The organism is Streptomyces sp. NPDC056061, assembly GCF_042266885.1.
Taxonomy (GTDB): domain Bacteria; phylum Actinomycetota; class Actinomycetes; order Streptomycetales; family Streptomycetaceae; genus Streptomyces.
In genome coordinates, this window is sequence record NZ_JBHJWQ010000012.1 from 182,401 (window position 1) to 206,522 (window position 24,122).

The following is a 24,122-nucleotide window of genomic DNA, read 5'->3' on the forward strand; positions in this document are numbered from 1 at the left end:
TGCCCCCGTCACACAGCGGGCTCACATAGTCGCAGTGGTCGCCCGACCCGAGGATCTCACCACGCCTCGCCTGCGCGGCCTCGCGGGGGTGGCCGACGCGCTGGAGGTGCGTGCCGACCTCGTCGGCGACCCCGATCCGCACCGGCTGCGCCGACACTTCACCGGGCCAGTGACCTACAGCCTGCGCTCACCGCGCCACGGTGGTCGCTCGGCTGCCGGCCCGGTCGAACGCCGCACCCGCCTTCTCCGCGCGGCGGACCACTATGACGTGGTCGATCTGGAGGCCATGGACGACCTGGTCCCGGAACTGCTGGCGGGCATCCCCGCCAGGCAGCGACGCGTGTCCTGGCACCAGCCGGAACCCGCACGCCCCGAGCGGAGCGCCGACCGCGGATCCGGCGTGCTGGAGGCATCCGCGGAACTGCGGGAGCGGTTCGCCGCGATGGCCACCACACCTGCGCTGCTGTACCTCCTCGTGCCGCAGCCGGGAGCCCAGTACGGGGCGGCATCGCCGCTGCTGCTCACCGGGCTCGGGCGCTCCGACGTGACGGCGTTCGCGTCCGGCCCGGCCGGCACCTGGACCAGGGTGCTGGCGCCGTGGCTGGGCGCGCCCCTCGCCTTCGGCCGGGCCGGTACCCCGGGGGCAGACGGAATGCCGAGCGTGGGCCAACTCGTGACCGACTACGGACTGCCCGCTCTGCCACCGCTCAGCGCCCTGTTCGGCATCGCCGGCCATGCCCCGGGACGCTCGCTGTCACCCCGGCTGCACAATGCGGCATTGCGGGAGCTGCGGCTGCCCGCGCTCTACCTGCCCTTCCAGGTGGACACGTTCCCCCGCTTCTGGCACTGCGCCAACGACTTCGGGGCGCTGGCCCGGCTGCCGCTGCTCGGGCTGACCGTCACCGCCCCCCACAAGCAGAGCGCGGTCGAAACAGCCGACATCGTCGGCCCTCAGGCGCTGCGGTGCGGCGCGGCCAACGTTCTGTGGCACGACGCCGGACGCTGGCGGGCGGGCACCACCGACACCGCCGCTGCCCTGCACATCCTTGCCCGAGCCGGGATCGATCCCAGCGGCCGCAGGGCCGCCGTCATCGGTTGCGGCAGCACCGGGCAGGCCGTCGCGCTGGCCCTGCTCCAGGCCGGAGCCCGGGTGACCCTGGTCAACCGGAGGCACGCGCGCGGCCGGGAAGCCTCCTCGCGCCTCGGGGCTCCCTACGTACCCCTCTCCCGGTTCTCCCCGGCAGGACACGCTGTGCTCGTCCATGCCACGCCCCTGGCGGAAAGGCAACCGTTTCCGGTTTCCGCCGTCGACCCGGACGCGGCGGTAGTGGAAATGGTCTACCGCGACCCTCCGACCGCGCTCATGGACGCCACCCGCGCCCGCGGACTGATCGGCATCGACGGCAGGGACGTCCTGCTCGCCGAAGTGAGCGCACAATTCCACCTGCTGACGGGCCATCCGCTCCCCGATGCGCTGCCGATGCGCTCCCTCTGCTTCAGCCAGGTCGAGCGCGTCGACGTCCACGACCTCACCGAGCCGGAGGATGCGCCCCCGGCACAGTCCCCGAGGCAACCCACGACCGGAGAGGCACCATGACGACCAGTTCGGCCTCCTCCGACGGACCGACCGCACCACGGCCGCCGGACGCCCCCGACGTCTCGGCTCTGCTGGGCGAGTGGGTCAACACCGACCAGGGCAGTTCGAAGGGCGCCCTGCGGCTGAACGTGACGTGGCGCGAGAAGGGCCTGTTCGTCAGGGCTTTCGGCACCGGCGGCCTGCAGCCGCGCGACTGGGGTGAGGTGCCGGCGGTCGTGTACACCGCGCCAGGAACCCCATCGGCCGCCTGGTCGTTCTCGGCGATCTACAACTTCGGCCGTCTGCGCACTGTCCTGTGCGCTTACCACAAGACAGGCATCCTGGTGGCCACCACGAGCAGCATCCTCAGCGATGGCAGCGAGGGGGCCGACCACTGGACCCGCTCGTTCTTCCACAGGGCGGTGGGGCGGACATGACGGCACGGACGGTCGATGCGGCGCCGCTGGCCGGTGGCTGGGTCAACTTCGACACCACCGTCACCGGTATCCACCTGGTCGATGCCGCGGCCGACGGCAGCCGGCTCATGCTGCGGATCACCGAGCGCGGCGACGCGGACCCGTCACAAGAGGCGCTCGTACCGTCGGTGACGCCCGTCACCGACGCCATCCTGCCCGCCGTCCCGCTGGCCGACGACATGGATGCCTCCGAGGCCGTGGCCTTCCTCGCCGAAGGTCCGCTCGGCTCCCGCCAGGTCATCCTCTGCGGCTACCTCAACCGCGGCCTGCTGACCATCGATGTCCATACCGTCCACGCCGTCGATCCGCAGATACCGAACGTGATGTACCGCGCCCACTTCTACCGTTCGGAAGGGGCCGTCCTCCCATGACCGACGACCTGGGCCACGGTCCGGCCCGCGATCCGGCGGCCAGGGGCGACCGGATCGTTCTCGACGCCGTGGCGAAGCTGGCCGCGGACAATTTCGCCCCTCGCGCCGAGGAATACGACCGCAGGGCCGTCTTCCCCGCCGAGGACTTCGACGATCTGTTCTCCGGCGGGTTCCTGGCCGCCCCCGTGCCGCGGGAGCACGGCGGCCTGGGCTACGGCCCCCAGCAGCGCAACACCCTGCCCCTGTGGGAGATGACCACCACGCTGGCCAAGGCCGATCTGTCACTGGCCCGCTGCTGGGAGGGGCACGCCAACGCGCTCGTCCTCATCGACGCCCTGGCCGGCCCGGAGCAGAAGCGGCACTGGTTCACCGGCGTGGTCGAACACGGAGAGAAATGGGCCGCCTGGAGCGGCGAACCCCAGACCACCAAGCCGGGCGAGAGCGGTGGCTTCGGCACCATGCTGACACCCGTCCGCAGCGGCTGGACCCTCCGTGGCAGCAAGGCGTTCGCCACCAGCGCCACCGGAGCCCAGTGGGCGATCCTGCTCGTCGATCCGGCCGGCCCCGGCGGAGCCCGGCACAGCCGAGAGCCCCAAGGAAAACTCCTGCTGCTCGCCTGCGACCTGTCCGACCCGACTGTGACCGTGGACAGTTCGTGGTGGGACCCGATCGGCATGCGTGCGACGGTCAGCCATGTGGTGCGGTTCCACGACACCTTCGTACCGCGCGAGCATCTCATCGGCCGCCCCGGTGGCTACTTCGAAGGGCACTGGCAGACCGCTTTCATCCCGCACTACGCTGCCAGCTTCCTCGGTGGTGCTCTGGCCGCGAACGAATACGGGCTCGCGTATCTGCTGCGGCAGGGCAAGGGCGGTGATCCCCATGTGCAGCAGCGGGTGGGCAGCATGGCGGTCAACATCGACACCGCCCGCCTGTGGTTGCGCTACGTCGCCGGCCTGTGGGACCAAGGCAGGGTCGAGGAGGCACGGATCGCCGGCAGCAGGGCCTGGCATGTGATCGAGCATGTGGCGGAAGAGACGGTGCACCACGTCATCCGCGCGTGCGGCGCCCGCAGCCTGATCCGCCCGAGCCCCGTGGAGCGGATCCTGCGCGACCTGACCTTCTATGAGCTCCATGACAACGACGACGACGTCCTGGCGACCATCGGGCAGGCCGTGCTCGGCGAGCAGCACGACCCGTCGTTCCACAGACCATGACTCCGAACCCTCGGGCCAGGTAAGGGAACACGTCATCGCGGGGAATCCATCGGCGACGATGCATGGACATGCGGGGCCGGCGACCCACGAGTGCTCGGGCGCGCAGCCGACGCGCCCGAGGTCGGCCCGGTGCGCGGGGCACGTATGGCTCGCGACGGCCGCTGTGGGCTCCAGCCCGCACAACACGCTCCGATCGTCGTGCACCTGCGAAGGGCCGCACTTCGGTGATGTCCGCCCGCTCGCTCTCATCGTCCCGGCCGGTGCCGTAGGCGGTGCGAAGACCCGGGCGCCCATGGCTCCACGAACACGGCCTCTCCTTCACCGGGGTCGGCCTGCTGCTCTCATCGGCCGTCCGGTCCAACCGCTCTCCTTGATCCGCGTACCTGCTGGCGCGCCGACTGGACCCGGACGGGACGCTTCGGACGTACTGGCGTGATCGGCCCGTAATGCCTGGAGAACCTGTTGAGAAACCCTCGCCTCGCGACCGCCTCGGTCGCCGCTGACGCCATGCGTGCCACGGTGGACATCGGTTGCTCCGGTGGCAGAAGGACGACGATCGGCGTGAGCCCGCAGCCCGCATTGGCGGCGGCCGCCTCCGCCCGCACCGATCCTCGCCTTGTCTCCGGACCGTCGGCCCGCACCACCGGTACTCCCAGCGCCGCGCTCGGCACCACGTGGAGTGCCGTCCAGTTCCAGCGCGGCAAAAACGAGAGTGGGGGCGGCTGATCACGTGGACGGTCTCGCTCAGCCTGCCAACCGCCGACGGCGCTACGGCGTCCTGTGGATGCTCCTGCCCGTGGCGGTCACGGTCGGCATCTACTGGTACGGCCGGGTACACACCCCCGCCTACGAGAACAGTCTCTTCGGGCAAAGCGGCGACGACGCCAGACTGCTCAAAGCCCAACTCGGGTCCGCACTGCTGGGCCTGGCGCTGATTCAGCTACTTCTCGCCCTCTGGATGTACGGCCGCCTGCCCGCACTGCGAACCGCACCGCACCGGGTCCACACGACGCACCGCCTCATCGGTCTGATCGCCTTCCTCCTCTCCCTCCCCATCGCTCAGCACTGCATCACCACCTACGGCGTCCAGCTGACCGACACCCGCGTGGCGGTGCACTCGCTCACCGGCTGCTTCCTCTACGGTGCCTTCTTCGCCAAGGTCATCGTGGTCCGTCACCGTCACTGGCCCGGCTGGACACTCCCTCTGGCCGGAGGCGCCCTCGTCACCGCGATCGCCCTGATCTGGTACGCCGCCGCCTTCTGGTACCTGAACGGCTTCCAGGCCCCCGGCCTGTGAGCGGAGCACGAGACGTCTCTTCCGGCAGCCGACGGCGGCCCCGGCCGGACCGACCGCGTTGATCTGGATCAAAGACCTCACCAGGACCACCCCTTGATCACGACCAAATACGCTCCCCAAGGGCAATACCGGTGATTTAGGTGGCTTTCTGGCGTCTGCTGGTTGGTTTGGTGGGTGGGACCAGTGTGACGGCGGGAGTGGGTGGTCGGGGCGGGTTGCGGTGGTGGGTGTGTTTGAGGTGCCAGTTGGTCATCTTGCGGTGGCGGACCTCCAGGAACTGGACCGAGCCGCTGCCGGAGTACGGGCTGTCGGTGAGGAAGACCTGGTGCCGCAGGCCCTCGTCACTGTCGAACAAGGAGAGCTGGGCGCCGGGGTGCGGGCGGCGAGGCTCAGTTCGCATACCTGTTGCCGGGCCCGGGTCCATGCATCCTCCACGCACCGACCCCCGCTCCGTCTCGGGATTCCGAGACCGACCGAAACACATGCGTTCGAAATCCCGGCCGGGTCGTTGAGCCTCACGACCGCACTGGACGACCATCAAGGGGGAACCACGTTGACCTCGGCCGCCACGAACACGCACCAGGCCACCGCGCCTCCTCCGCCACCGCCGGCGGAGATCACCTACAGCGGGCAGTACTCCGTCAATCCGCTCGCCGAGGTGTCCTTCCGGCGGATGTGCGGGCAGATCCCGGCCGTGCTGGGCCGGATCGCCCGGCTGTCGTGGCGGACCGACCGACGGGCCGTGCAGATGCTGCTGGGCTGCCAGGTGGTCACGGGGGTATCGGCCGCCGTACTGCTGACCGCCACAGCCCGCGCCATGAAGCCGGTCCTGGGCGACGGGTCGGCCGGCGACCGGCTGCACGGAGCTGTGCCGGCGCTGGTGGTGGTCGCGCTCGCCGCCGCGCTGGGCCGCGGCGCGACGGCGGTGGCCACGTACGCGGAGCGGCGGATCACCCCGCGACTGACGACGGAGACGGACAGCGCACTGGTCGAGGCGGTGTGCCGGGTGGAGGCGTCCGCGTACGCGGAGGAGGGGTTCTCCGACCGGCACGAGGCGGCCGAGATGGGAGTCGTCCGCACCCAGGTGATGGTCACCGATGCCCAGCGATTCCTGTCCGCGCTGATCCGGATGGTCACCGCCGGCGGGGTGCTGTCGGTGTTGAATCCGCTGATGCTGCCACTGCTCCTTCTCGCGGTGCTGCCCGCCGGTATGGGGGCGGTCCTGACCGCCCGGGTCGACTACGAGATCCACTACGCCAACATCGCCGACCGCAACGTGCGCGGGATGATGCGCTGGTGGGCGACCACGCCGAAGTACGGCGACGAGGTCCGCGCGAACTCGATGACCGACTACCTCGTCCACTGGTACCGGGCGCTGTCCGAACGGTGCGACCGGCGCACCCTGGCCGCCGCGCCGCGGACCCTGCGGATCGCGGTGCTCTCCGCGTCGGCCGGCGGGGTGTTCCTCCTGGCGACCTGGGGAGCCCTGGCGTGGCTGGCGGTCTCGGGCCGGATCGAACTGGCGGTCGCGGCCACGGCCGTCATCGCCGTGCAGACCACGCTCGCCGCGCTCTCCCAGGTCGTCATCAACGGCGCCGCGGTCTTTCACACCAGTCTCTACCTCAGTGACATGCAAGCCTTCCTCGACGACGCCGCGGCCCGCACTCCCCAGCGCGGTCCGGGCAGGCTCGGCGATCTGGTCGAGCAGATCCAGCTCGACGAAGTCACCTACCAGTACCCGGGCAAGGACAAGCCCGCCGTCGACGGCGTCTCCCTCACCTTGGAGCGCGGTCGGATCCTCGCGATCGTCGGGGCGAACGGTTCGGGGAAGTCCACGCTCACCCGCCTGCTCACCGGCATCTATCTGGCGGACAAGGGCAAGGTCACCTGGAACGGCGCCGACCTGGCCGAGGTGGATCCCGCCGGTGTGTGGGCGCAGACCGGTCTGGTGCCGCAGATCTTCGCCCAGTGGCCGATGCCGGTTCGCGAGAACGTCACCCTCGGCCAGCCCCGCACGTACGACGACGCCCCCGTCTGGGAGGCGGTCGACGCGGCCGGCCTGCGCGAAGCCGTCGACGACCTTCCCGCGGGCCTGGATACCCTGCTGTCCCGCGAGGTCTTCGGCGGCTCGGAGCTGTCCGGCGGTCAGTGGCAGCGCATCGCGTGCGCCAGGGCCCTGTACCGCCGCCCGGGTCTGCTGATCCTGGACGAGCCGACATCCCAGATGGACCCGCGTGGTGAGCACCAGATCTTCGAACAGATCAAGGCCATCGCCGCCGACCGCATCACCATCGTGGTCACCCACCGTCTGGAGAACACGAAGATCGCCGACCACATCATCGTGATGGAGCACGGCCGGATCACCGAGCAGGGCCGGTACGACGACCTCGTCCACGCCGGCGGAACCTTCGCCGAACTCCTTCAACTCTCCCAGGATCGCTGACCACTTGCGCCCCGCCCGCCGTCCCGCCGAGGAGTAGCCTGTGCCCCCTTCCCCGAACCCCGCCGACAGCCGCAGTTGCCCGGCGCCCGCCGCACACCCCAACGTGAGATGCGCGGCGTGAGGCAATCGAAACCCCTGCCCGCGGCGGTGCGGCGCTGGGCGGAAGCGCACATCGGACCCGTCGTGGCCGTCCGCGACGCCTCGCACGACTGGTACCGCTCCAGGGTGTGGGAGCTGGAAGGCGACGGCGAGGCCCGCTGGTACGTGAAGGTCTCGCCCTCGGTGAAGTTCTTCATCCGTGAGACCCGGGCCTACCGCCACGTCGTCCCCGCGCTCGGTCACGGCCGCGCGCCCCACCTCGTCGACAGCCGTGCGAAGGACCGCGCTGTGCTGCTCACCGCGGTGCCCGGCATCCCGGCGCAGGGACTCGACCCGGCCGACGGCGAGTGGCGGGCCGTGCACCGGCAGGCCTGCGCCCTGTGCGCCCGCCTCCACGAAGCCGGTGCACTCGACCGCGACGACCGGGCCGAGGCCGAAGCATCCCTGGCAGCCGCAACCGACGGAGCGGAGAAGCACCTGGCCCACGCCGGAGACCGGCTCACCGAAGACGAGCGGCAGCTGATCCGCGACCACGCCGCCCGACTCCGCCGCGTCGGCCCGGTACCCGTCGGCTACATCCACGGCGACAACCAGCCGCGGAACTGGCTGTGGTCCCCGGCCGGACTCGCGCTCGTCGACTTCGAACGCACCCGGCCGGCCGCCCGCGTGCAGGACCTCGTCGTCCTCGGCGTCACCGAATGGCTCGACCACCCCGACCGCGAGAGGGCGTTCCTTCAGGCGTACGGGCGGGAGCCGACCGGAGCCGAGCGGCACGCGCTGCGCTGCCTGACCGTGCTGGACGCGGTCGACTGCCTGGCCTGGGGCCCGGACAACAACCATCCCGAGGTCACCGCGCGGGGCCGGCGGACCCTGGACCGGCTCATGAAGGAGTCCGCGCTGTGAGCGGCATCCGCTGGTGCGTCACGCATGTGAGGGCTCTTCTCCGATGTCCCGGTGAGGGACGGGGCGTCATTGTCCGAGTGCTGCGGGCCATGCCCGCCTCGCTCGCCCCCACGGCCGTGCCGACCGCCCGGGGAGGAGCATCGTGACTGCCGCCGGGTCCACCACGAGCGCCGCCCACTGGGAACCGCTCTGGGCCGAGGGGCGCCGGTACCGGCCGCTGTGCGAGGCAGAGTTGCGGCTCATGAACGATCACCTCGGATCCGGCCGCAGTCACCCCGCTCTCGACATCGGCAGCGGTGACGGCGCCCTGGTCCGCCACCTCCACCACGGGCTCGGATACCGCACGACCGGCATCGACTGCTCTCCCAGTGCTCTCGCCCTCGCCGCCGCCCAGGACACCGGCACTGCCCCGGGGCCGGCCTGGCGGTGCTGGGACATCACCACCGGAGACCCGGCTGTCCTGCCCGATGCGGCCTACGCCGTCGTCACCTGTCGCCTGGTCTACCGGTGGATGGACGACAAGGCCGCGTTCGTCGACCGTGTCCGTCGCCTCCTGGCGCCCGGCGGAACGTTCTGGGTCGTCACCGAGATCGCCGGCCGCCGTACAACCACCGACCCCGCCCTTCGGAGACTCGGGATCACGGCGGCGGACGCCGAACTGCTCACGGCCGGTTGGTCCACCGTACGCACCGCCGACCTCGACCTCCTGCGCTGCTACTCCCTGCGCCCCTGACCACTCCTTTCTCTACTGGAGAGCGCTTCATGCCGGACACCAACACGCAGAACACGGCAGCCTGGACCACGTACGGCGCCCACCAGCTCGCCCGAGCGATCGAGCTGCCCGAGCTCGACGGGTGGGCCTGGGACATCCCGGACGCCGGCCCCGGCCTCGACGAGGTCTTCGGCGACGTGACGGGGCTGCGCGTGCTCGACCTCGGGAGCGGGCTCGGCCGACACGCCGCCCATCTGGCCGCCCTCGGCGCTCAGGTCACCGCCGTGGACTCCTCCCCCACCCAACACGAACGCGCCACCGCCCGCTATCCGGCCACCCGCGGTCTGCGCCTGGAGTGCGCCGACGCGGCGGACCACCTGCGCACCGCCGACCCGTACGACCTGGTCTACTCCGTCAGCGGGCTCCCGTTCACCGACCCGCGACGGCTGCTGCCCGCCCTGGCCAACGGCATCCGGCCCGGAGGCCGACTGATCTTCTCCGCGCTGCACACCAACTCCGACGGCCGCGGTCCGTTCGGCGAAGTGGCCGCGCGGCGCGAGGTTCTGCGGCTGCCCGGCACCACCGAGGACCACACCGTGCACATGTGGGTACTCATGCCGCAGCTGTGGGAAGACCTCCTCGGCGAGCACGGCTTCATCCTGGAGGCGGTCACGGCGATCGACTCCCCGCAGCCGGCCGCCCCGGTCTCCTACCGGCTGTACGAGGCCCGCCGTCCGGGGCGTGTGCCGAGCCGGCCCCGCAGCAGTTCGCTGCCGCCGCCGAACGCGGCACTCGGGGTCGGGGTGATCGTCCACGGTGCTGACGGTGTCCTTCTCGGCCGTCACCGGCGTGGCACATGGGAGCTGGCCGGCGGGTCCGTGGAGCCGGGCGAGTCCTTCGCCGAGGCGGCGGTCCGCGAACTTCACGAAGAAGCCGGCCTGTTGGCGGACCCCGGCGGCGTGCGGGTGCTGGGCACCCTCCTGGACCGGGTGGGCGAGGTCGTCCGCCTGACGGTGCCTGTCCTCGTCACCACCTGGTCCGGCACGCCGCAGCAGCGCGAGGAGGCCATCGGGTCCTGGAGGTTCTGGCCCTTGCACGCACTGCCCCAGCCGCTGTTCGTGCCCAGCGCCCAGTGTCTGACCGCCTTGAACCCCGGCCTCCCGCTCGACCACCCGCCCGCCCGCTTCCAGCCGTACGCCTCCCCCGGCCGGTAGTCCGCCGTCCGGCCCGAGCAGTCCGCCGACGATGGGCATGCGGCCCCCGGACGAAGTGGTGGAGGCAGCAGTCACCGAGACCGTTGCCCGCTCCCCGAGACTTGCGCGAATGCGGCAGGACCGCGCTCGGCGGAGCCGGAGCCCTGTGCGGCCGGCCGCGCATCATCCCTACTCGGTCGTGTGCGTGGGGTAGACCTCGACGTCGGTGTAGGCGCCCTTGATGTCCCCCGCGCCCGCGGGCCACTTCAGGCTCACGGTGTGGGTCTCGTTCGGGGGCGTCACCAGGAGGTTGGTCGGGGACGCGAGGCTGCCGCCGGTGTTGTCGATGTCGTAGGCGAGATTGAAGACAGCGGCCTCGCCGGGCTTCAGGGTGGTGATACGCGGCTGGGCGTGGCCGCGCTCGATGGGGTTCGAGGTGTTGTCGGCGTCCTTGATGTCGACGCCCGGGAAGCCCGTCGCCGAGCAGGTGGTCGAACCCCGGTTGATCATGGTGATGTCGATCCTGCCGGCGTCCTTGTCGGGCGCGGCGTCCCTGGCGTCGATGGCCAGGTCCTCCGCCTTGCAGAACGCGACCTTGCCGCCGGTCTTCGTCGCGCCGTTCGCGGCTGCCTCCGTCCTGGTGTCCTCACCGGAGCCCGACTTCGCGTTGCCGGCCTCCGAGCCGCCGGAGCCCGAGCCGCCCTCCGACTTCGAGCCGACGTCCGTGGACGAAGAAGACGAGGAGGAACCCTTGGAGGACGAGTCCTTCCCGGAGCTGTCGCCGTCACAGGCGGTGAGCGAGAGGGTGGCGGCGACGCCGATGGCGGCGAGAGCGGTGATGCGGGTGTACTTCACGTTGTTCCCCCGGGAGTAGCGCGGTGCATGTGGTCGGAAGTATTTGTATCTCGCACCGAGTCACAGGCAGTCCTCCGCGACGTCTTCGTTCTGTCACAGGCGCGTTGACCCTACGGTCCACCAACACGTCGCTGTCGGGCACCAGTTGGGGCTCCCACTTCGCCCGAGTGCTCCTGCACGACGCCGGAACCATGTCCCCAGCAACTCGAACACGCACCGCGCGGACCCGTTCGCGGAGGAACCCTCCTATCGGCCACAGCACGTGACGGATCAGGTGTGCAGTCGCAGACACAGGCTCTGACACCTGCCACCGGCCTGCCACCGACGGCCTGCGGCCCTGACGGGCGGCTGACCGTCGCGCCTCCGCGGGGTCGAGCAGGCGCCGGTCCGGCATCCGTGACCGCGATGGGCGGTACCGAATGACGCCCTAGGGTTCGGGCCGCGAGCGAGCGGCCCGGCTGCCGGGGGCGGCTTCCCGGCAGGTCACTGTCTGCGACTCGTCGTTCGGACGAGCGCCGGTGCGGCAGCGGACAAGTAGGGGGTGATGTTGTGCCAGGCACGCTCGATGTATTCCTCCTTCTCGCCGACCGGGGCGACATAGTGCAGCGCGCTTTCGGCGGCGTCGTCGTCCTTGAGGCGGGCGATGATCCAGGCGGCGAGGTAGTGCGAGGCCAGGCAGCCGCCGGCGGTCGCGATGTTGCCCTTGGCGTAGAAGGGCTGGTCGAGAACCTCGACGCCGGCGGCGACGACCCAGGGCTTGGTGATCAGGTCGGTGCAAGCGGGGATGTCGCTGAGCAGGCCGAGCTCGGCCAGCACGAGCGCGCCGGAGCACTGTGCCGCGATGAGCTGGCGCGAGGGGTCCAGGCGACGCAGGACGCTCATGATCGCCGGGTCTTCGACGACCTCGCGGGTGGCCACGCCACTGCCGACGATGACGGCGTCAGCGGTACATGCCTCCTCAAGAGTGGACATCTGCTCGATGACCACTCCGTTCATCGACGTCACCTTGGGGCTCGGGGTGGCGATGGTGACGCGCCAGTCGTCGGCCCTGATGCGGTTGAGCACACCGAGCGCGATCAGGGAGTCGAGCTCGTTGTAACCCTCGAAGGTGAGGATGGCGATGTGCACGGCGGTTGTCCTTCCCGATGGATGGGTCCTGACCGTAATGACCCACGACCAGGACAGTCGAGAAATTGTCATGCGTACAATCCGGTGCATGGCTGCCTCGCGGTACAAAACGCTGGTCGACGCGTTCGCATGCGACATCCGGACCGGGCGGCTCGCCGCGGGCGTGCGGCTGCCGACGCACCGCGGGCTCGCCGCTCGTGAGGGCATCGCCGTGGTGACCGCGACCCGGGTGTACGCCGAGCTGGAAACGATGGGCCTGGTGAGCCGGGAACAGGGCCGCGGTACGTTCGTGCGTGACATCGCGGTCCCTGCCGGTCACGGCATCGATCAACAGGCCGTCGCCACGGATGCGGTCGACCTCAACTTCAACTGTCCGTCGCTGCCCGGGCAAGCCGATCTCCTCCGGCAGACACTGCGAGAGGTGGCCACCTCCGGTGATCTCGACTCGCTGCTGCGCTACCAACCACATCGAGGGCGCCCCCAGGACAGAGCCTCGATCGCGCGGCACCTGCGGCGTCGAGGAATCACCACCGACGCGGATCGGATCCTCATCACCAACGGTGCGCAGCACGGCCTGACCATCACTCTCATGGCCGCGCTCGACGTCGGCGACGTCGTCGCGGTCGACGCACTCACCTACCCGGGTTTCAAGGTGCTCGCGCATGCCTTTCATCTCGACCTGGAACCCGTACCCGTGACCGCCGACGGGCCGAATCTCGATGCCCTCGAGAAGCTGTGCGCGACGCGCGCCGTGCGCGCGATCTACACCATGCCCACCTTGCACAACCCTCTGGGCTGGGTCATGTCGGCACCTGACCGAACCCGCCTCATCGGGATCGCTCGACAGCACGGTCCGCTGCTCATCGAAGACGCCTCCTACGCCTACCTGGTGGAGGACTCGCCACCACCCCTGGCTGCAGTGGCGCCGGACATCACCGTCTACGTCTCGGGGCTGTCCAAGAGCGTCGCCACCGGTCTCCGGGTCGGTTTCGTCGTCGCCCCGCCCTCTGCGGTGCCCTCGCTCGAACGCGCGATTCGGGCGACCACCTGGAACACCCCGGCTCTCACCACGGCGATTGTCTGCCGCTGGCTCGAGGACGGCACGGTGGACCACCTGGAAGCGCTGAAACGGGACGACGCGAGGACCCGCCAAGCACTCACCGGACAAGAGCTGGCCGGCCTGCCGCTCATCGGCCACCCCTCGTCCTACTTCACATGGCTGCCGCTGCCCGACGACGCACGTGCCGATCGCCTGACCGCCACCCTCGCGCGCCGGCACATCTCGGTATCCACGGCCGAGCCGTTCACCACCTCGACGCACACACCGCAAGCGATCCGCCTCGCTCTGGGCTCGACCGATCTGGACAGTCTCCGGTCGACGCTGCGTACAGTGCGACGAGTGGCCGTCGAGGACGCCTACGCTTGAACTCCCCCACAAGGGCTGTCCCGTAATCCCTGGCGGGCGTGCGAAAGATCGTCGGCGCTGGACGCCGGGGGAAGGCCGGCAGGCATCCGCGTCCGGCCTCCGCCGCGACCCGCGCCGTCATGTCGCCGCCCATCGCGTCCGAGCCCATCCCGGTGACGGGCGGCGGGCCGACGAGTTCCGGCTTCCCTGCCGTGCGGCCCGTCCGGCTGCGGAGCCACCGGTTGTTGTGGGACAGCAGCGTTTGCCGACGGTCACACGTTCGCCAGAAGCACGTGAAGTGCCTGTCGAAGGACTTCCTCCGGGTCGTGCGAGGCTTCGCGTCTCAGTTCTTCGTACACCGGCGCCACGCTCGCGTCGCCCGGAGTTCGGGGTTCCAGCCGAGCCGCTCGGTGGGTCATGGCGCTTCCCACAACGAGGTTGCTCGCCGCGTACGCGACCCACAGCGGCGCGGGGGCATCCGACCTGCCAAGTCGCTCGGAGAGTCCTTCCGAGAACGCGAGGTAGGCCGGCCCTCGTGGAGGGCGCATGGCGATGACCTGGACAGCCCACGGGTGCCCGAGAAGGTGGCGGTACAGCGACAGCAGGACCTCCGACGCTTCCTCCTCGCAGAGGGCGTGCTGAACCGCGGCATCATGCTCCAGGGCATGGTCGAGCGCCAGGTCGAGGGCATCCGAGATGCCGTTGATGCGCGAGTAGAGGCTTGCCGGTGCCGTCTCCAGCGTGTTCGCCAACGCGCGGAGCGAAAGTCCATCGATCCCCGAAGCGTCCAGGATGCGCACGGCTGCGCGCGCGATGACCTCCGGATCGAGGGCCCGGACGCGCCGCACCGGCTTGACGTGCTCCCAGTAGCTCATGCCCCTCCTTAAACGATTGCTGTTAGTTTAGCGACATGATCGACGCGACTCTGCTCCCCATCGGTGACGGCCTTCGAACACTCCGCCCCCTGTCCTCTCGCGACGCCGAACGGTACGCCGCCGGAAGCCAGGATCCACTCGTACGGAAATACGGGCATCTGCCTGAACCGGAGTACACGCCTGAAGCCGTGGCTCGCCTCGCCGACGACGTCGTTCCTCGACACCTCCGGGCCGGTGACCTTGCGCTGCTCAGCATCGTCGACGACGCAGGCACATTCCTTGGCAGCCTGGTGCTCTTCGATGTCACGGACAGCACTGCCGAAGTCGGGTTCTGGCTCCATCCCGACTCCAGGGGCCTGGGCCACTCGGCCGCGGCGCTGGAACTCGCGGCGGCACTGGCGGTCCGCAGTGGCCTGAGCGAAATGACGGCACGCACCTCGACCAGCAATTCCTCGTCCCGGCGATGCCTGGAGCGCAGCGGATTCAACCGGACCGGAATCGACGTCGGCCGCACGCCCTCCGGCGAACACATCGAACTCGCGCACTATCGGCGGCACCTGGAGTAGAGCACCGTTCACCACGGAAGTGTCGGTGGGGCTGGAGTTCGACGAGCAGGCTGCGGATGTTCCCGCAGGTACCGGAGGAACCCCGGCCGGCCTCAACCCTGCGGCCGCGGCCGCCGCCCCGCGTTGGCGGTCCGGCTCAGCCGGGATCATCCCCACCGGACCCAACAGGTTCAGCAGGCCCCTCCGCGTGAAGGCGGCCTCCTGGGCCCTTCCCGTCCGTGCGGCCCATGCTCGTCCCGGTCACGGAACACAAGCGTCGTCACGCCGGCCGCAAGGCGCGAAGAAGTTTTGCCGGTCTCGAAGCAACCAACGGACGACGCCGGCTTTCTGACGTCTCGCGTCCTGCAATCGAAGGGAGACACGAGATGAAACCGCATGGGGCGAAGGGCGGTCGGCCTCGGGCGGCGGTCCCGGGCCGTCTGTCCGGCTGGGCTCCGGCCACCGCACTCCTCCTGGCCGTGACGACGTCCTGCACCGGCTCCACACCGGGAAACGGTGGTGTCGCGGTCGGAAGGCCCGGCACGGCCGGAGTCGGGGACCGGCTGTTCCCGGCGCTCGGCAATGGCGGCTATGACGTGGTGCACTACGGGCTGACGTTGGATTACGTGCCCGAGACCAACCACCTGAAGGGCACGGCGGTCATCACAGCGCGTGCCACCCAGGACCTGAGCCGCTTCAACCTCGACCTGTCGGGGCTGCGGATACGCACCACCACGGTGCAGGGAGCCAGGGCCGGAGTCGCTCGCTCGGAGGACGAACTGCTCGTGACACCGGCGAGGACGGTGAGGAAGCGCGAAGTCTTCACGACGGTCGTCACCTACGACGGCACACCGCGCACGCTCGGGGACGACGACGGAGGCACGGAAGGCTGGATGGAGACCGACGACGGATCGACGGCCCTGGGCCAGCCGTCCGGCTCCATGACCTGGTTCCCGGGCAATCACCACCCGTCGGACAAGGCCACGTACGACATCACGGTCACCGTGCCCAAGGACGAGGACGGCGACCCCTACGACGTGATCAGCAACGGCGAGCTGATTGCGGAGGAGGACAGCGGCACAACGGTGACCCGGCACTGGCGCACCCAGGAGCCCATGGCCAGCTACCTCGCACACGTCTCCGTCGGTCACTTCGAGATCCACAAGGGCCGGACGGCCGATGACGTGCCCGTCCACGTCGCCATCGACCCCGACGAGGCCGAGGACTCCGCCGATGTCGCCGACCTGGTGCCCGAGATCGTCGACTGGGCCGGCAAACGCTTCGGTCCCTACCCCTTCTCCTCGACGGGTGCCGTCGTCGACCACCTGCCCGGGCTCGACTACGCCCTGGAGACCCAGACCAGGCCCTACTTCGGCGAGGCGCCCGACGAGGCGCTGCTCGTGCACGAACTGGCACACCAGTGGTTCGGCAACTCCGTCACCCCGCGCGAGTGGAAGGACATGTGGCTCAGCGAGGGCCTGGCCACCTACGCGGAGTGGCTCTGGGAGGAGGAACGGGGCAACAGGAGCGCCACGGAGATCTTCGAGGACTTCTACGACGGCACGGACGCCGGGAGCGAGGGCATCTGGGCGTTCCCGCCGGCGGATCCGCCCAGCGGCGGGCGCATCTCCGACCCGCCCGTCTACGGACGCGGTGCGATGGTCGTGCACAAGGTGCGGAGGGCCGTCGGCGACGAGACCTTCTTCGGCATCCTCCGCTCCTGGACCCGGCAGCACCGGCACGGCAACGCCGACACCCGGCAGTTCATCGCCCTGTGCGAGAGCAGGTCCGGGAAGGACTTGACCGCACTCTTCGACACCTGGCTCTTCGACAGGAGGAAGCCCTCCCGCATGTGACGGGATGCGACGCCGAGCAGGCCGCCGCAGGAGGAGACGGCGCCGTCGCCGGCGCTGTCAGTCGTGCCCACGCCGGTCCCGTTCGGGGCTCCCGTGAAAAAAGCGGGTGGTGAGCGTGATCGCCCTCCACGGAAGCAATCCCGTTGCCCTCCCTGCCGGGTGCCGTACCGCCCGCCGCGCACCGGGTCGACCGTTCGCGGCGGGCCGCGTCAGCCGCTCATGGCGTCCACCGCCTCCGGTGTGGTCTCCGTCAGCTCTCCTTCCTCCAGCAGCAACCACCGAGTGATGCCCAGCGAGGCGAGGAACGGCAGGTCGTGGCCGGCCACCAGCAGCGCGCCCTCGTACGACTCCAGGGCCGTGGTGAGCTGCCGGACGCTCACCATGTCCAGGTTGTTCGTCGGCTCGTCCAGCATCAGCAGCTGCGGCGCGGGATCGGCCAGCATCAGCGCGGCCAGCGTCGCCCGGAACCGCTCGCCGCCGGACAGGGTCGCCGCCTTCTGGTCGGCGCGGGCACCCCGGAACAGGAAGCGGGCCAGCCGCGACCTGATCAGGTTGTTGGTGGCGCCCGGCGCGAAACGGGCCACGTTCTCCGCGACGCTCAGCTCCCCGTCGAGGATGTCCAGCCGCTGCGGCAGGAACCGTGCCGGCACATGCACCGCCACCTCGCCCGACACCGGAGCCAACTCCCCGGCGATGGTGCGCAGCAGCGTCGTCTTGCCCGCGCCGTTGCGCCCGACCAGCGCGATGCGCTCGGGACCGTGCAGGTCGTACCCGCCGACCACGCGCGCGCCGTGCACCAGCTCCAGATCGCGCAGCGTCAGCACCGACCGGCCCGGCGGCACGGCGGTGTACGGCAGGTCGACGCGGATCTCGTCGTCGTCCCGCACGGCCTCCACCGCGTCGTCGAGCCGCTCCCTGGCCTCGGCCAGCCTCGCCTCGTGCATCACCCGGTGCTTGCCCGCGGACTCCTGCGCCGCGCGTTTGCGCAACCCCATGACCACTTTCGGTTCGCGCTTCTGGTCCCACATCTTCTGGCCGTACCGCTTGCGGCGGGCCAGCTTGACCTGGGCGTCGACAAGTTCGCGCTTCTGCTTGCGCAGATCGGCCTCCGCGACGCGGACCATGCGCTCGGCGGCCTCCTGCTCGACGGCGAGGGCCTCCTCGTACGCCGAGAAGTTGCCGCCGAACCAGGTGATGCCGCCCGCGCGCAGGTCGGCGACCTGATCCACGAGTTCCAGCAGCTCCCGGTCGTGGCTGACCACGATCATGACGCCCGGCCAGGAGGCGACGGCCGTGTGGAGCCGCCGCCGCGCGTACAGGTCGAGGTTGTTGGTCGGTTCGTCCAGCAGCAGGACGTCCGGGCGGCGCAGCAGCAGCGCCGCGAGCCCGAGCAGCACGGATTCGCCTCCGGACACCTCGCCGACGGTGCGGTCGAGGCCGATGTGCCCGAGGCCGAGTTCCCCGAGGGTGGCGAGGGCGCGTTCCTCGACGTCCCAGTCGTCGCCGACGGTCTCGAAGTGCTCCTCGGCCACGTCTCCGGATTCGATGGCGTGCAGCGCTGCCCGCTGGGCGGCGACGCCGAGCGCCTCGTCCACCCGCATGGCGGTGTCGAGCGTGATGTTCTGCGGGAGGTAGCCGATGGTGCCGGCCACGCGGACGGTGCCGTCGGCCGGGGCGAGCCGGCCGGCGATCAGTTTCAACAGGGTTGATTTTCCTGACCCGTTGACGCCGACCAGCCCGGTTCTGCCGGGGCCGAAGGCGGCGTCGAGTCCCTCGAAGACGGATGTGCCGTCGGGCCAGGCGAAGGACAGGGACGTACAGGTGACGGAATGAGCCATACAGAGTCTCCGCGGTTGCGTGATGCGGTCAGGGGCAAACGCGTATCGAGACACCGGGAGGCGGCGGCCCGCCGTCGGCCGGAGAGAGGTGAAGCCCAGGGAGCGCGGGATTATGACGTAATCCTGCTCCGCAAGGACGGCTCCGACGCCGAGGTCGCACGCGGCATCCCCACACGGACGGGGGGACACAGTGTCTCAGGACCTCAGACGAGCAACGTCCTTCTCCAATCGGCGGCAACAGAAGCCCGCACAACGTAGCAGGGCGCCGGCCCGCACTGTCAACGCCTTTTCGGGTGCCCCGCCCCCCGCCGCCCCGGACTCCCGCGCCACGACGCGCCGCTGGACCGGCCTCGGTACTGGTGGGCGCTGAACGGTCATGGTCCGGTTGTCGCATCGGCGCCCCGAGCGCCCGCCGGATCAAGCCCAACGACGGTCCGACACGTCGGCGCCTCCACGCACATCCGCAAGGTCGGCCGTCGGCCCAAGATGTACGAGCCGGTGGCCGAGGCCATCGCGGTGGCCATCCCCGAACGGCGCCACGGCATGCTGGCCGACGTCCTCACCGCAGCCGTCCTCGTCTCGGCCCCGCCCCGGTTGCGCAGGATCTCGGGACCGATCCCCGGATCGGCGGCGACCTGCCGGATCGTCACTTCGGGCCGCGGACCGTTCTTCACGATCCCGAGATGTTCGTTCCCGGATCCTCGGCATCCGGTGTCCCGTGTGTCTCGCGTGTCCGCGATATCACGGATCAAGTCCCCTGAAAAGTACGATGGGTTGGCTCGTGCGGGGTCTGGCGTGGTGGGCGTGTCACTCCGGTGTGCTTTCATGCGGAGCATGAAAGCGAGGTGTCGATGAGAACAGTCCGATTCTCCACGGTCGCCGGGGTCGTGTGCGCGGCCGTCATCTGCGTGGGTTGCAGTTCGCAGTCGGAAGGTGAGCCGACGGCCGACAGGTCGCCGACCGCGGCCGGTCCCACCGCCGACAGCCCGTCGCCGTTGATACCTGCGACACCGACCGTGGACCCGAACGTGGTGCCGGGATCGGTCCTGAAGACCTACCTGCCGACCAACCGCACCCTGCCCAGGGGCTGGAAGCTGTCCTCCGTGTCCAAGGAGCGGGACAGCGGCCCGACGCAGCTGCCGGAATCCGCCGCACCCAGCCCGACGGCGCTCCTCGGCTGCAGCCAACTGGCCGACGGCGGCACGGGGGCGGCTCTCGGCAACTCGGCCGCGTACGCCGCTGTGGGGGTCGCGAACTCGTCTGCCCATGAGGTCGGGGTCACGGTGCGCTCCTACTCCACGGGAGAGGCTTCGGAGGTCCTCAGACGGCTGAGGACGCTGGAGGGCGTCTGCGGAACCACCTACGAGCCGAACTCGTCGGGGCTGCTGATCAACCCGGTGACGGTGACCGTCAGCGCTGTCGACGGCCTGGGCGAGGAGGGCGTGCGTGTCGAGGTCGACCGGAAGGCATACGTCGGTGAGGAGTTCGTCGTGACACGGATCGGTGACCGGGTCCTGTCCGTGACTTCCGACAACCAGTACGGGGGCTTCGCCGATGTCGTGGCGCTGGCCAAGTCCATATCAACCCGAGTGAAGTGAGACCGTCGCTCGGCCCGGGGGATGCCCGCGGAAAGTCGGCCCCTCTCCCATCCGGGTCAGCCCGATCTGGTTGCCGCGGCCTGCGCCGTCCAGCGCGATCACGATGTGGCAGCCGATGCCCGCGCCGACCAGGGTGTCGTCGGCGGCCTTCGTCGACGCGCTGTGCGGGCAGCCGGAACAGGAGTAGGGCGTGCGCGACGAAACCATCGGCAGGGCGATCCGCTTCCGCGCCGGCGGTGCCGGCCCGGCCAGGTGAGTGCCCACGGTACGCGGCAGCCGCTCCGGTCCGATCCGGGCGGCGAGTGCCCGCGCCACGTCCTCGGCCGCCGGGGTGCCCCGCGCGGTCAGCAGTGGACGGCCGCTCTCGTCGTGGCGTCCCACCACCATGGGCGGATCGCCGATGCCGTAGAGGGCCTGCTTCACGTGCCCCTCCAGGAAGGGGACCTTGTCCTCGACGACGAGCACCCGGTCCAGATCGCCGGTCATGGCCGCCAGGTCCTCGGCAGAGACCGGGAAGGGCATGCAGATGCGGATCAGCCGGAGGCCGAGGGCTTCCGTGGCGGCCTCGCCGATGCCGAGACCGGCGAGCGCCCGCTGCACCACGGCGTACGAAGTCCCCGGGGCGAGAACGCCCAGGGTGGCACTTTGGGCACTGAACTCGACGCGGTTCAGGCCCGCCCGGCGGGCGTAGTCGCGTGCCAGGTCGACCCGGCGGGTGAGCATGTCGTGCTCGGCGTCCAGCGAGGCGGGGCCGACGAGCGTCGGGGGCGTGCCGCGGTCGGTCATCGATCGGGACCGGTCCGTCACAGGTCGTCGATCCGGACCAGTCCGTCCTGGATCGCCCGTGCCAGGAGCGCGGCCTTGGTTGGTGCCTCCCTGCCGCTCATCGCGTACTTGATCCGGATGTGTTCGAGGTGGGTGTTGACCGTGCGCGGCGAGATGCCCAGGCGTTGGCCCACGAAGTCCTTGGACTCGGACTGGAACCACTCGACCAGCACCTCGGTCTCGCGCGCCGAGAGCGTCGGCCGGTTGGTGGAGCGGTCACCGGCCAGCGCGCCTGCCAGCGACGGCGGAGTGTACGCGCGGCCTGCGGCCGCGGTGGCGGCGGCTTCGAGGAGATGCTCGGCGCCCTCGGCCTTCGTCAGGTAACTCAGAGCCCCCAGCTCCAGGCACTGCAAAGCGGTCTCGTCGTCCGCACGCATCGAGTAGACGACGACCCGCCGTCCCGCCTCGGCCAGCCTGCGCAGCTCGCTCATGGCCGGCGTCGGCCCGCCCAGGTGCAGATCGAGGATCACCACATCGGCGGTGGCGCCCTCCCCGGTCCACGCGACCCGGACATCGTCCCCCGACGCCGCGACCCGGATCGGCGGGATGCCGGTGGCCAACCACTGGGCAACCCCGGCACGCACTGCGGGGTGATCGTCGACGATGACCGCGCTCAGCTCTGTCGCTTGCGCCATCTGGCCTCCAGCCGCAGGTACTCACCGTAGACGCCGCACTCGACCTCGACCCGGCCGGTGGAGGCGGTGACCACGTCGGCACAGGCGTCGGCCACCACCGCGATGCGCACCTCCTCATCGGTGCGCAGCACGCTCACCCTGGCACGACTGCGCGCCGCCGACAATGCCGTGACCACCGGCCCGGTCAGCTCGTGGCGCACCTGCGAGGGCACCGGCACGACCGAGCCACTGATCGCGAACGACACGTCCACGCCTCGTCGCTCCGCCGCGTCGACGCATGCGGTGACCTCGTGCACCAACGGGTCGGGCACTTCGTCGTTCTCGGCGAACAGCCGTCGCAACTGCGTCGCGGCAAGTGCACATCGTCGCCGCGTGTCGCTGTCGCGTGGGTCCAGTTCGCCGTCGGCCAGGCCCGCGAGCAGCGGCAGCGTCGATCCCAACTGTCCGGCGAAAAGGTCCCGTTGACCCTGTTCCCATTGCTGCGCCGCCAGCACCCGTGTCACCAGGCGGTCCTGTTCCTCGGCCACCGCCGTCGCCTCGCGGCTCTGCCGGTGCAGTACTCGCGTGATCACCACGACCGCCAGTTGGACGTCGACCGCGCCGAACGCGGCGGCACCGGCCGCGCCCAACGCGGCACGGTCCGGCACACCCGCCGACAGGAACAGTCCCAAGCTCGTCACCAGGTGCGTGGTCAGAACCGTGATGAGCAGCCGGACCCGGTCCAGCAACAACAACAGCAGGTGCCACCCCACCAGGCCGAGCGACCAGTCGGGCGCCTGGAATCGCCGGTCCGGGGCGATCGCGGCCGTGGCACAGAACGCCGCCGCGAGTACCACTGCCGTGCCGGCCACCACGAGGGTGACGGGCAACGGCCTTCGCCGCAGCACCCACCCGCAGCAGACGGCGGTGACGCAGGCCAGGGCGACGAAGGCGGTCACGGCGAGCCATCGGTGCCGGTACTCCTGTGCGAGCAGTGGGGGCAGGCTCAGGCCGAACTGCAGGACGCCGGTGGCGCAGACCAGGATGATCCGCATCGTCGCGTGGACGTGGTCACCCGCAGCGCGTTTCTCACTCATCGGGCCACACCAACCTGACGGTGGCGCCCGCACCGGGACGCGAACCGATCGTGGCTCTGCCGCCGACGGCGGCCATGCGCTCGACCACCGAGCTCCGGATCCCGCGACGGGAGCGCGCCACCCCTTCCGGGCGGAACCCCACCCCGCGGTCGGCCACCACGACGACGACCCGGTCGCCTTCGCCGCGCACGCTCAGCACGGCGGTGTCGACCCCGGCATGCCGCTCGACGTTCACGAGTGCCTGGCGCACCGCACGCACGAAGGCGAGTGCCACCGAGGCCGGAACCAGCGGGATGTCCTCCGTGCGGACGTCGACGGCAAGTTGACTGCGGCCGACGACGGCGCGCAGCGAGGCCGTCAGGTCCACGGCGCTGTCCTGGGCGGTCGCTCCCCCTGCGGCACCGGTGAGCACCGCGAGGTCGTGCCGGGCGTACTCGGCGACTGCTTCCGGGTCCGTCTCCTTCGCCTGCACCGTCACCAGCAGGAAGGTCGATGCCGCCGTGTCGTGCAGCAGCGCGAGGTATTCGCGTTCCTGCCGGTGTCGTGCCAGCGAGGCCGCCTCCGCGCGCGCCAGCGCCGACCGGCGTTCCCGCAACTCGTCGACCCGCCTGCCCGATTGGCGAAGCAACACGAACCCCAGGCGCGCCAGCAGGCACTCGAAGGCCAGGCGCGGCAGCAGAGTGCCGACGACATCGGTCCCCACCGCGGCCAGGTCGACCGCGAACAGCCCGGAAGTGACGGGCACGGCGACCACGGGGGGCCACTCCCACTGGAGCGTGATCGCCGTTGTGGTCAGCATGTTCAGCGCCCACAGGTTCAGCGGCCCGCCGGTCCATTCCTGGGTCGCGCAGACCGCCACCACTCGCAGCACGGCGAACACCAGTGACAGCGCCGCGCCGCGCCCCCTGAACCCCACCCAGCAGTCCACCCCGGCCCCCGCGAGCACCAACCCGAACAAGGCGAACCCCAGCGGCAGGGACTCGTCGGGCACCGCGAGAAGGCCGAAGGTACTGATGACGACCAGCGCGATCCCGCGCACGGGAGGAACCAACCGGTGGGCGGACGCCAGGAATCGCGCCTCGACGCTGCCCTGCGGCGAGATCGGCGACACGCCGTTCACCGGGCCGGGCCGGGTGCCGGGCCGCTGGTACCGCCTTCTTCGCGAGCGAGTGGGCGGAGCGCCGGAACGACCGGTGCGA

Annotated in this window: 23 protein-coding genes; 14 read left to right on the forward strand and 9 right to left on the reverse strand. The window is 70.5% G+C overall.

Features of this window, described 5'->3' with window-relative positions:
- Positions 1-34: 34 nt before the first annotated feature.
- From ACFC79_RS19255 to ACFC79_RS19280, 6 genes are all read left to right on the forward strand, one after another.
- A complete protein-coding gene (locus tag ACFC79_RS19255) occupies positions 35-1,597 on the forward strand; it encodes a hypothetical protein (protein ID WP_376241593.1) in 1,563 nt (520 codons plus the stop codon).
- On the forward strand, positions 1,594-2,013 hold the full coding sequence (locus tag ACFC79_RS19260) for a hypothetical protein (RefSeq protein ID WP_376241595.1): 420 nt from the start codon (positions 1,594-1,596) through the stop codon (positions 2,011-2,013). Before ACFC79_RS19255 ends, ACFC79_RS19260 begins: the two co-directional genes overlap by 4 nt.
- The gene (locus ACFC79_RS19265; RefSeq protein ID WP_376241596.1) at positions 2,010-2,423 is read left to right on the forward strand and encodes a hypothetical protein; all 414 of its coding nucleotides are present in this window, start codon (positions 2,010-2,012) and stop codon (positions 2,421-2,423) included. The genes ACFC79_RS19260 and ACFC79_RS19265 overlap by 4 nt, the downstream gene beginning before the upstream one ends.
- Positions 2,420-3,640: an acyl-CoA dehydrogenase family protein gene (locus ACFC79_RS19270; protein WP_376241597.1), complete on the forward strand. Its 1,221-nt coding sequence runs from the start codon at positions 2,420-2,422 to the stop codon at positions 3,638-3,640. The genes ACFC79_RS19265 and ACFC79_RS19270 overlap by 4 nt, the downstream gene beginning before the upstream one ends.
- A gap of 462 nt (positions 3,641-4,102) precedes the next feature.
- Positions 4,103-4,366 carry a hypothetical protein gene (locus tag ACFC79_RS19275; protein WP_376241598.1) on the forward strand — a complete coding sequence of 88 codons (264 nt, stop codon included), beginning with the start codon at positions 4,103-4,105 and terminating at the stop codon, positions 4,364-4,366.
- 4 nt (positions 4,367-4,370) lie between these two features.
- Positions 4,371-4,937, forward strand: a complete 567-nt coding sequence (locus tag ACFC79_RS19280; protein ID WP_376241600.1) for a DUF6529 family protein — start codon at positions 4,371-4,373, stop codon at positions 4,935-4,937.
- A gap of 136 nt (positions 4,938-5,073) precedes the next feature.
- Here ACFC79_RS19280 and ACFC79_RS19285 read toward each other — a convergent pair whose 3' ends face one another.
- On the reverse strand, positions 5,074-5,337 hold the full coding sequence (locus ACFC79_RS19285) for a hypothetical protein (RefSeq protein WP_376241688.1): 264 nt from the start codon (positions 5,335-5,337) through the stop codon (positions 5,074-5,076).
- A 153-nt stretch (positions 5,338-5,490) separates the two neighbouring features.
- Here ACFC79_RS19285 and ACFC79_RS19290 point away from each other — a divergent pair, with 153 nt between their 5' ends.
- From ACFC79_RS19290 to ACFC79_RS19305, 4 genes are all read left to right on the forward strand, one after another.
- Positions 5,491-7,380: an ATP-binding cassette domain-containing protein gene (locus ACFC79_RS19290; RefSeq protein WP_376241601.1), complete on the forward strand. Its 1,890-nt coding sequence runs from the start codon at positions 5,491-5,493 to the stop codon at positions 7,378-7,380.
- Between the two features lie 108 nt (positions 7,381-7,488).
- Positions 7,489-8,382, forward strand: a complete 894-nt coding sequence (locus tag ACFC79_RS19295; protein WP_376241603.1) for a hypothetical protein — start codon at positions 7,489-7,491, stop codon at positions 8,380-8,382.
- 142 nt (positions 8,383-8,524) lie between these two features.
- Positions 8,525-9,115, forward strand: coding sequence for a class I SAM-dependent methyltransferase (locus ACFC79_RS19300; protein ID WP_376241605.1), 591 nt, complete (start codon positions 8,525-8,527; stop codon positions 9,113-9,115).
- A 29-nt stretch (positions 9,116-9,144) separates the two neighbouring features.
- A complete protein-coding gene (locus tag ACFC79_RS19305) occupies positions 9,145-10,308 on the forward strand; it encodes an NUDIX domain-containing protein (RefSeq protein ID WP_376241607.1) in 1,164 nt (387 codons plus the stop codon).
- Positions 10,309-10,476: 168 nt separating this feature from the next.
- Here ACFC79_RS19305 and ACFC79_RS19310 read toward each other — a convergent pair whose 3' ends face one another.
- Complete coding sequence (locus ACFC79_RS19310) at positions 10,477-11,142, reverse strand: DUF4232 domain-containing protein (RefSeq protein WP_376241609.1); 666 nt, start codon at positions 11,140-11,142, stop codon at positions 10,477-10,479.
- A gap of 483 nt (positions 11,143-11,625) precedes the next feature.
- Positions 11,626-12,270: a DJ-1/PfpI family protein gene (locus tag ACFC79_RS19315; RefSeq protein ID WP_376241611.1), complete on the reverse strand. Its 645-nt coding sequence runs from the start codon at positions 12,268-12,270 to the stop codon at positions 11,626-11,628.
- Between the two features lie 88 nt (positions 12,271-12,358).
- On the opposite strand from ACFC79_RS19315, the gene ACFC79_RS19320 reads away from it, so the two are divergent.
- Positions 12,359-13,696, forward strand: a complete 1,338-nt coding sequence (locus tag ACFC79_RS19320) for a PLP-dependent aminotransferase family protein (RefSeq protein ID WP_376241613.1) — start codon at positions 12,359-12,361, stop codon at positions 13,694-13,696.
- 251 nt (positions 13,697-13,947) lie between these two features.
- Here the strand turns inward: ACFC79_RS19320 and ACFC79_RS19325 are convergent, their stop codons facing one another.
- Positions 13,948-14,550: a hypothetical protein gene (locus tag ACFC79_RS19325; RefSeq protein ID WP_376241615.1), complete on the reverse strand. Its 603-nt coding sequence runs from the start codon at positions 14,548-14,550 to the stop codon at positions 13,948-13,950.
- A gap of 35 nt (positions 14,551-14,585) precedes the next feature.
- On the opposite strand from ACFC79_RS19325, the gene ACFC79_RS19330 reads away from it, so the two are divergent.
- Positions 14,586-15,116 (forward strand): GNAT family N-acetyltransferase, encoded by a 531-nt coding sequence (locus tag ACFC79_RS19330; protein ID WP_376241617.1) that lies wholly within the window; start codon positions 14,586-14,588, stop codon positions 15,114-15,116.
- Positions 15,117-15,481: 365 nt separating this feature from the next.
- Positions 15,482-16,951, forward strand: a complete 1,470-nt coding sequence (locus ACFC79_RS19335) for a M1 family metallopeptidase (protein ID WP_376241619.1) — start codon at positions 15,482-15,484, stop codon at positions 16,949-16,951.
- 209 nt (positions 16,952-17,160) lie between these two features.
- Here ACFC79_RS19335 and ACFC79_RS19340 read toward each other — a convergent pair whose 3' ends face one another.
- On the reverse strand, positions 17,161-18,789 hold the full coding sequence (locus ACFC79_RS19340) for an ABC-F family ATP-binding cassette domain-containing protein (RefSeq protein ID WP_376241621.1): 1,629 nt from the start codon (positions 18,787-18,789) through the stop codon (positions 17,161-17,163).
- 851 nt (positions 18,790-19,640) lie between these two features.
- Between ACFC79_RS19340 and ACFC79_RS19345 the strand changes: the two genes are divergently transcribed.
- A complete protein-coding gene (locus tag ACFC79_RS19345) occupies positions 19,641-20,387 on the forward strand; it encodes a hypothetical protein (RefSeq protein ID WP_376241623.1) in 747 nt (248 codons plus the stop codon).
- On the opposite strand, the gene ACFC79_RS19350 is transcribed toward ACFC79_RS19345, so the two are convergent.
- Genes ACFC79_RS19350 through ACFC79_RS19365 form a run of 4 tightly spaced genes read right to left on the reverse strand, consistent with a single transcriptional unit; the run spans position 20,370 to position 24,034 of the window.
- A complete protein-coding gene (locus ACFC79_RS19350) occupies positions 20,370-21,173 on the reverse strand; it encodes a hypothetical protein (RefSeq protein ID WP_376241625.1) in 804 nt (267 codons plus the stop codon). The two genes, ACFC79_RS19345 and ACFC79_RS19350, sit on opposite strands and share 18 nt — an antisense overlap.
- Positions 21,174-21,190: 17 nt before the next feature.
- On the reverse strand, positions 21,191-21,847 hold the full coding sequence (locus ACFC79_RS19355; protein WP_376241627.1) for a response regulator: 657 nt from the start codon (positions 21,845-21,847) through the stop codon (positions 21,191-21,193).
- Positions 21,826-22,923 carry a hypothetical protein gene (locus ACFC79_RS19360; protein ID WP_376241629.1) on the reverse strand — a complete coding sequence of 366 codons (1,098 nt, stop codon included), beginning with the start codon at positions 22,921-22,923 and terminating at the stop codon, positions 21,826-21,828. Before ACFC79_RS19360 ends, ACFC79_RS19355 begins: the two co-directional genes overlap by 22 nt.
- A complete protein-coding gene (locus tag ACFC79_RS19365; protein WP_376241631.1) occupies positions 22,916-24,034 on the reverse strand; it encodes a sensor histidine kinase in 1,119 nt (372 codons plus the stop codon). The genes ACFC79_RS19360 and ACFC79_RS19365 overlap by 8 nt, the downstream gene beginning before the upstream one ends.
- Positions 24,035-24,122: the final 88 nt, after the last annotated feature.

Excerpts from the sequence above, each read along its gene's own strand:
- ACFC79_RS19260 (WP_376241595.1), top strand. The coding sequence starts at position 1,594 with ATGACGACCAGTTCGGCCTCCTCCGACGGACCGACCGCACCACGGCCG.
- ACFC79_RS19265 (WP_376241596.1), top strand. The coding sequence starts at position 2,010 with ATGACGGCACGGACGGTCGATGCGGCGCCGCTGGCCGGTGGCTGGGTC.
- ACFC79_RS19270 (WP_376241597.1), top strand. The coding sequence starts at position 2,420 with ATGACCGACGACCTGGGCCACGGTCCGGCCCGCGATCCGGCGGCCAGG.
- ACFC79_RS19285 (WP_376241688.1), bottom strand. The coding sequence starts at position 5,337 with ATGCGAACTGAGCCTCGCCGCCCGCACCCCGGCGCCCAGCTCTCCTTG.
- ACFC79_RS19295 (WP_376241603.1), top strand. The coding sequence starts at position 7,489 with ATGCGCGGCGTGAGGCAATCGAAACCCCTGCCCGCGGCGGTGCGGCGC.
- ACFC79_RS19305 (WP_376241607.1), top strand. The coding sequence starts at position 9,145 with ATGCCGGACACCAACACGCAGAACACGGCAGCCTGGACCACGTACGGC.
- ACFC79_RS19320 (WP_376241613.1), top strand. The coding sequence starts at position 12,359 with ATGGCTGCCTCGCGGTACAAAACGCTGGTCGACGCGTTCGCATGCGAC.
- ACFC79_RS19325 (WP_376241615.1), bottom strand. The coding sequence starts at position 14,550 with ATGAGCTACTGGGAGCACGTCAAGCCGGTGCGGCGCGTCCGGGCCCTC.
- ACFC79_RS19330 (WP_376241617.1), top strand. The coding sequence starts at position 14,586 with ATGATCGACGCGACTCTGCTCCCCATCGGTGACGGCCTTCGAACACTC.
- ACFC79_RS19335 (WP_376241619.1), top strand. The coding sequence starts at position 15,482 with ATGAAACCGCATGGGGCGAAGGGCGGTCGGCCTCGGGCGGCGGTCCCG.
- ACFC79_RS19340 (WP_376241621.1), bottom strand. The coding sequence starts at position 18,789 with ATGGCTCATTCCGTCACCTGTACGTCCCTGTCCTTCGCCTGGCCCGAC.
- ACFC79_RS19345 (WP_376241623.1), top strand. The coding sequence starts at position 19,641 with ATGAGAACAGTCCGATTCTCCACGGTCGCCGGGGTCGTGTGCGCGGCC.
- ACFC79_RS19350 (WP_376241625.1), bottom strand. The coding sequence starts at position 21,173 with ATGACCGACCGCGGCACGCCCCCGACGCTCGTCGGCCCCGCCTCGCTG.
- ACFC79_RS19355 (WP_376241627.1), bottom strand. The coding sequence starts at position 21,847 with ATGGCGCAAGCGACAGAGCTGAGCGCGGTCATCGTCGACGATCACCCC.
- ACFC79_RS19360 (WP_376241629.1), bottom strand. The coding sequence starts at position 22,923 with ATGAGTGAGAAACGCGCTGCGGGTGACCACGTCCACGCGACGATGCGG.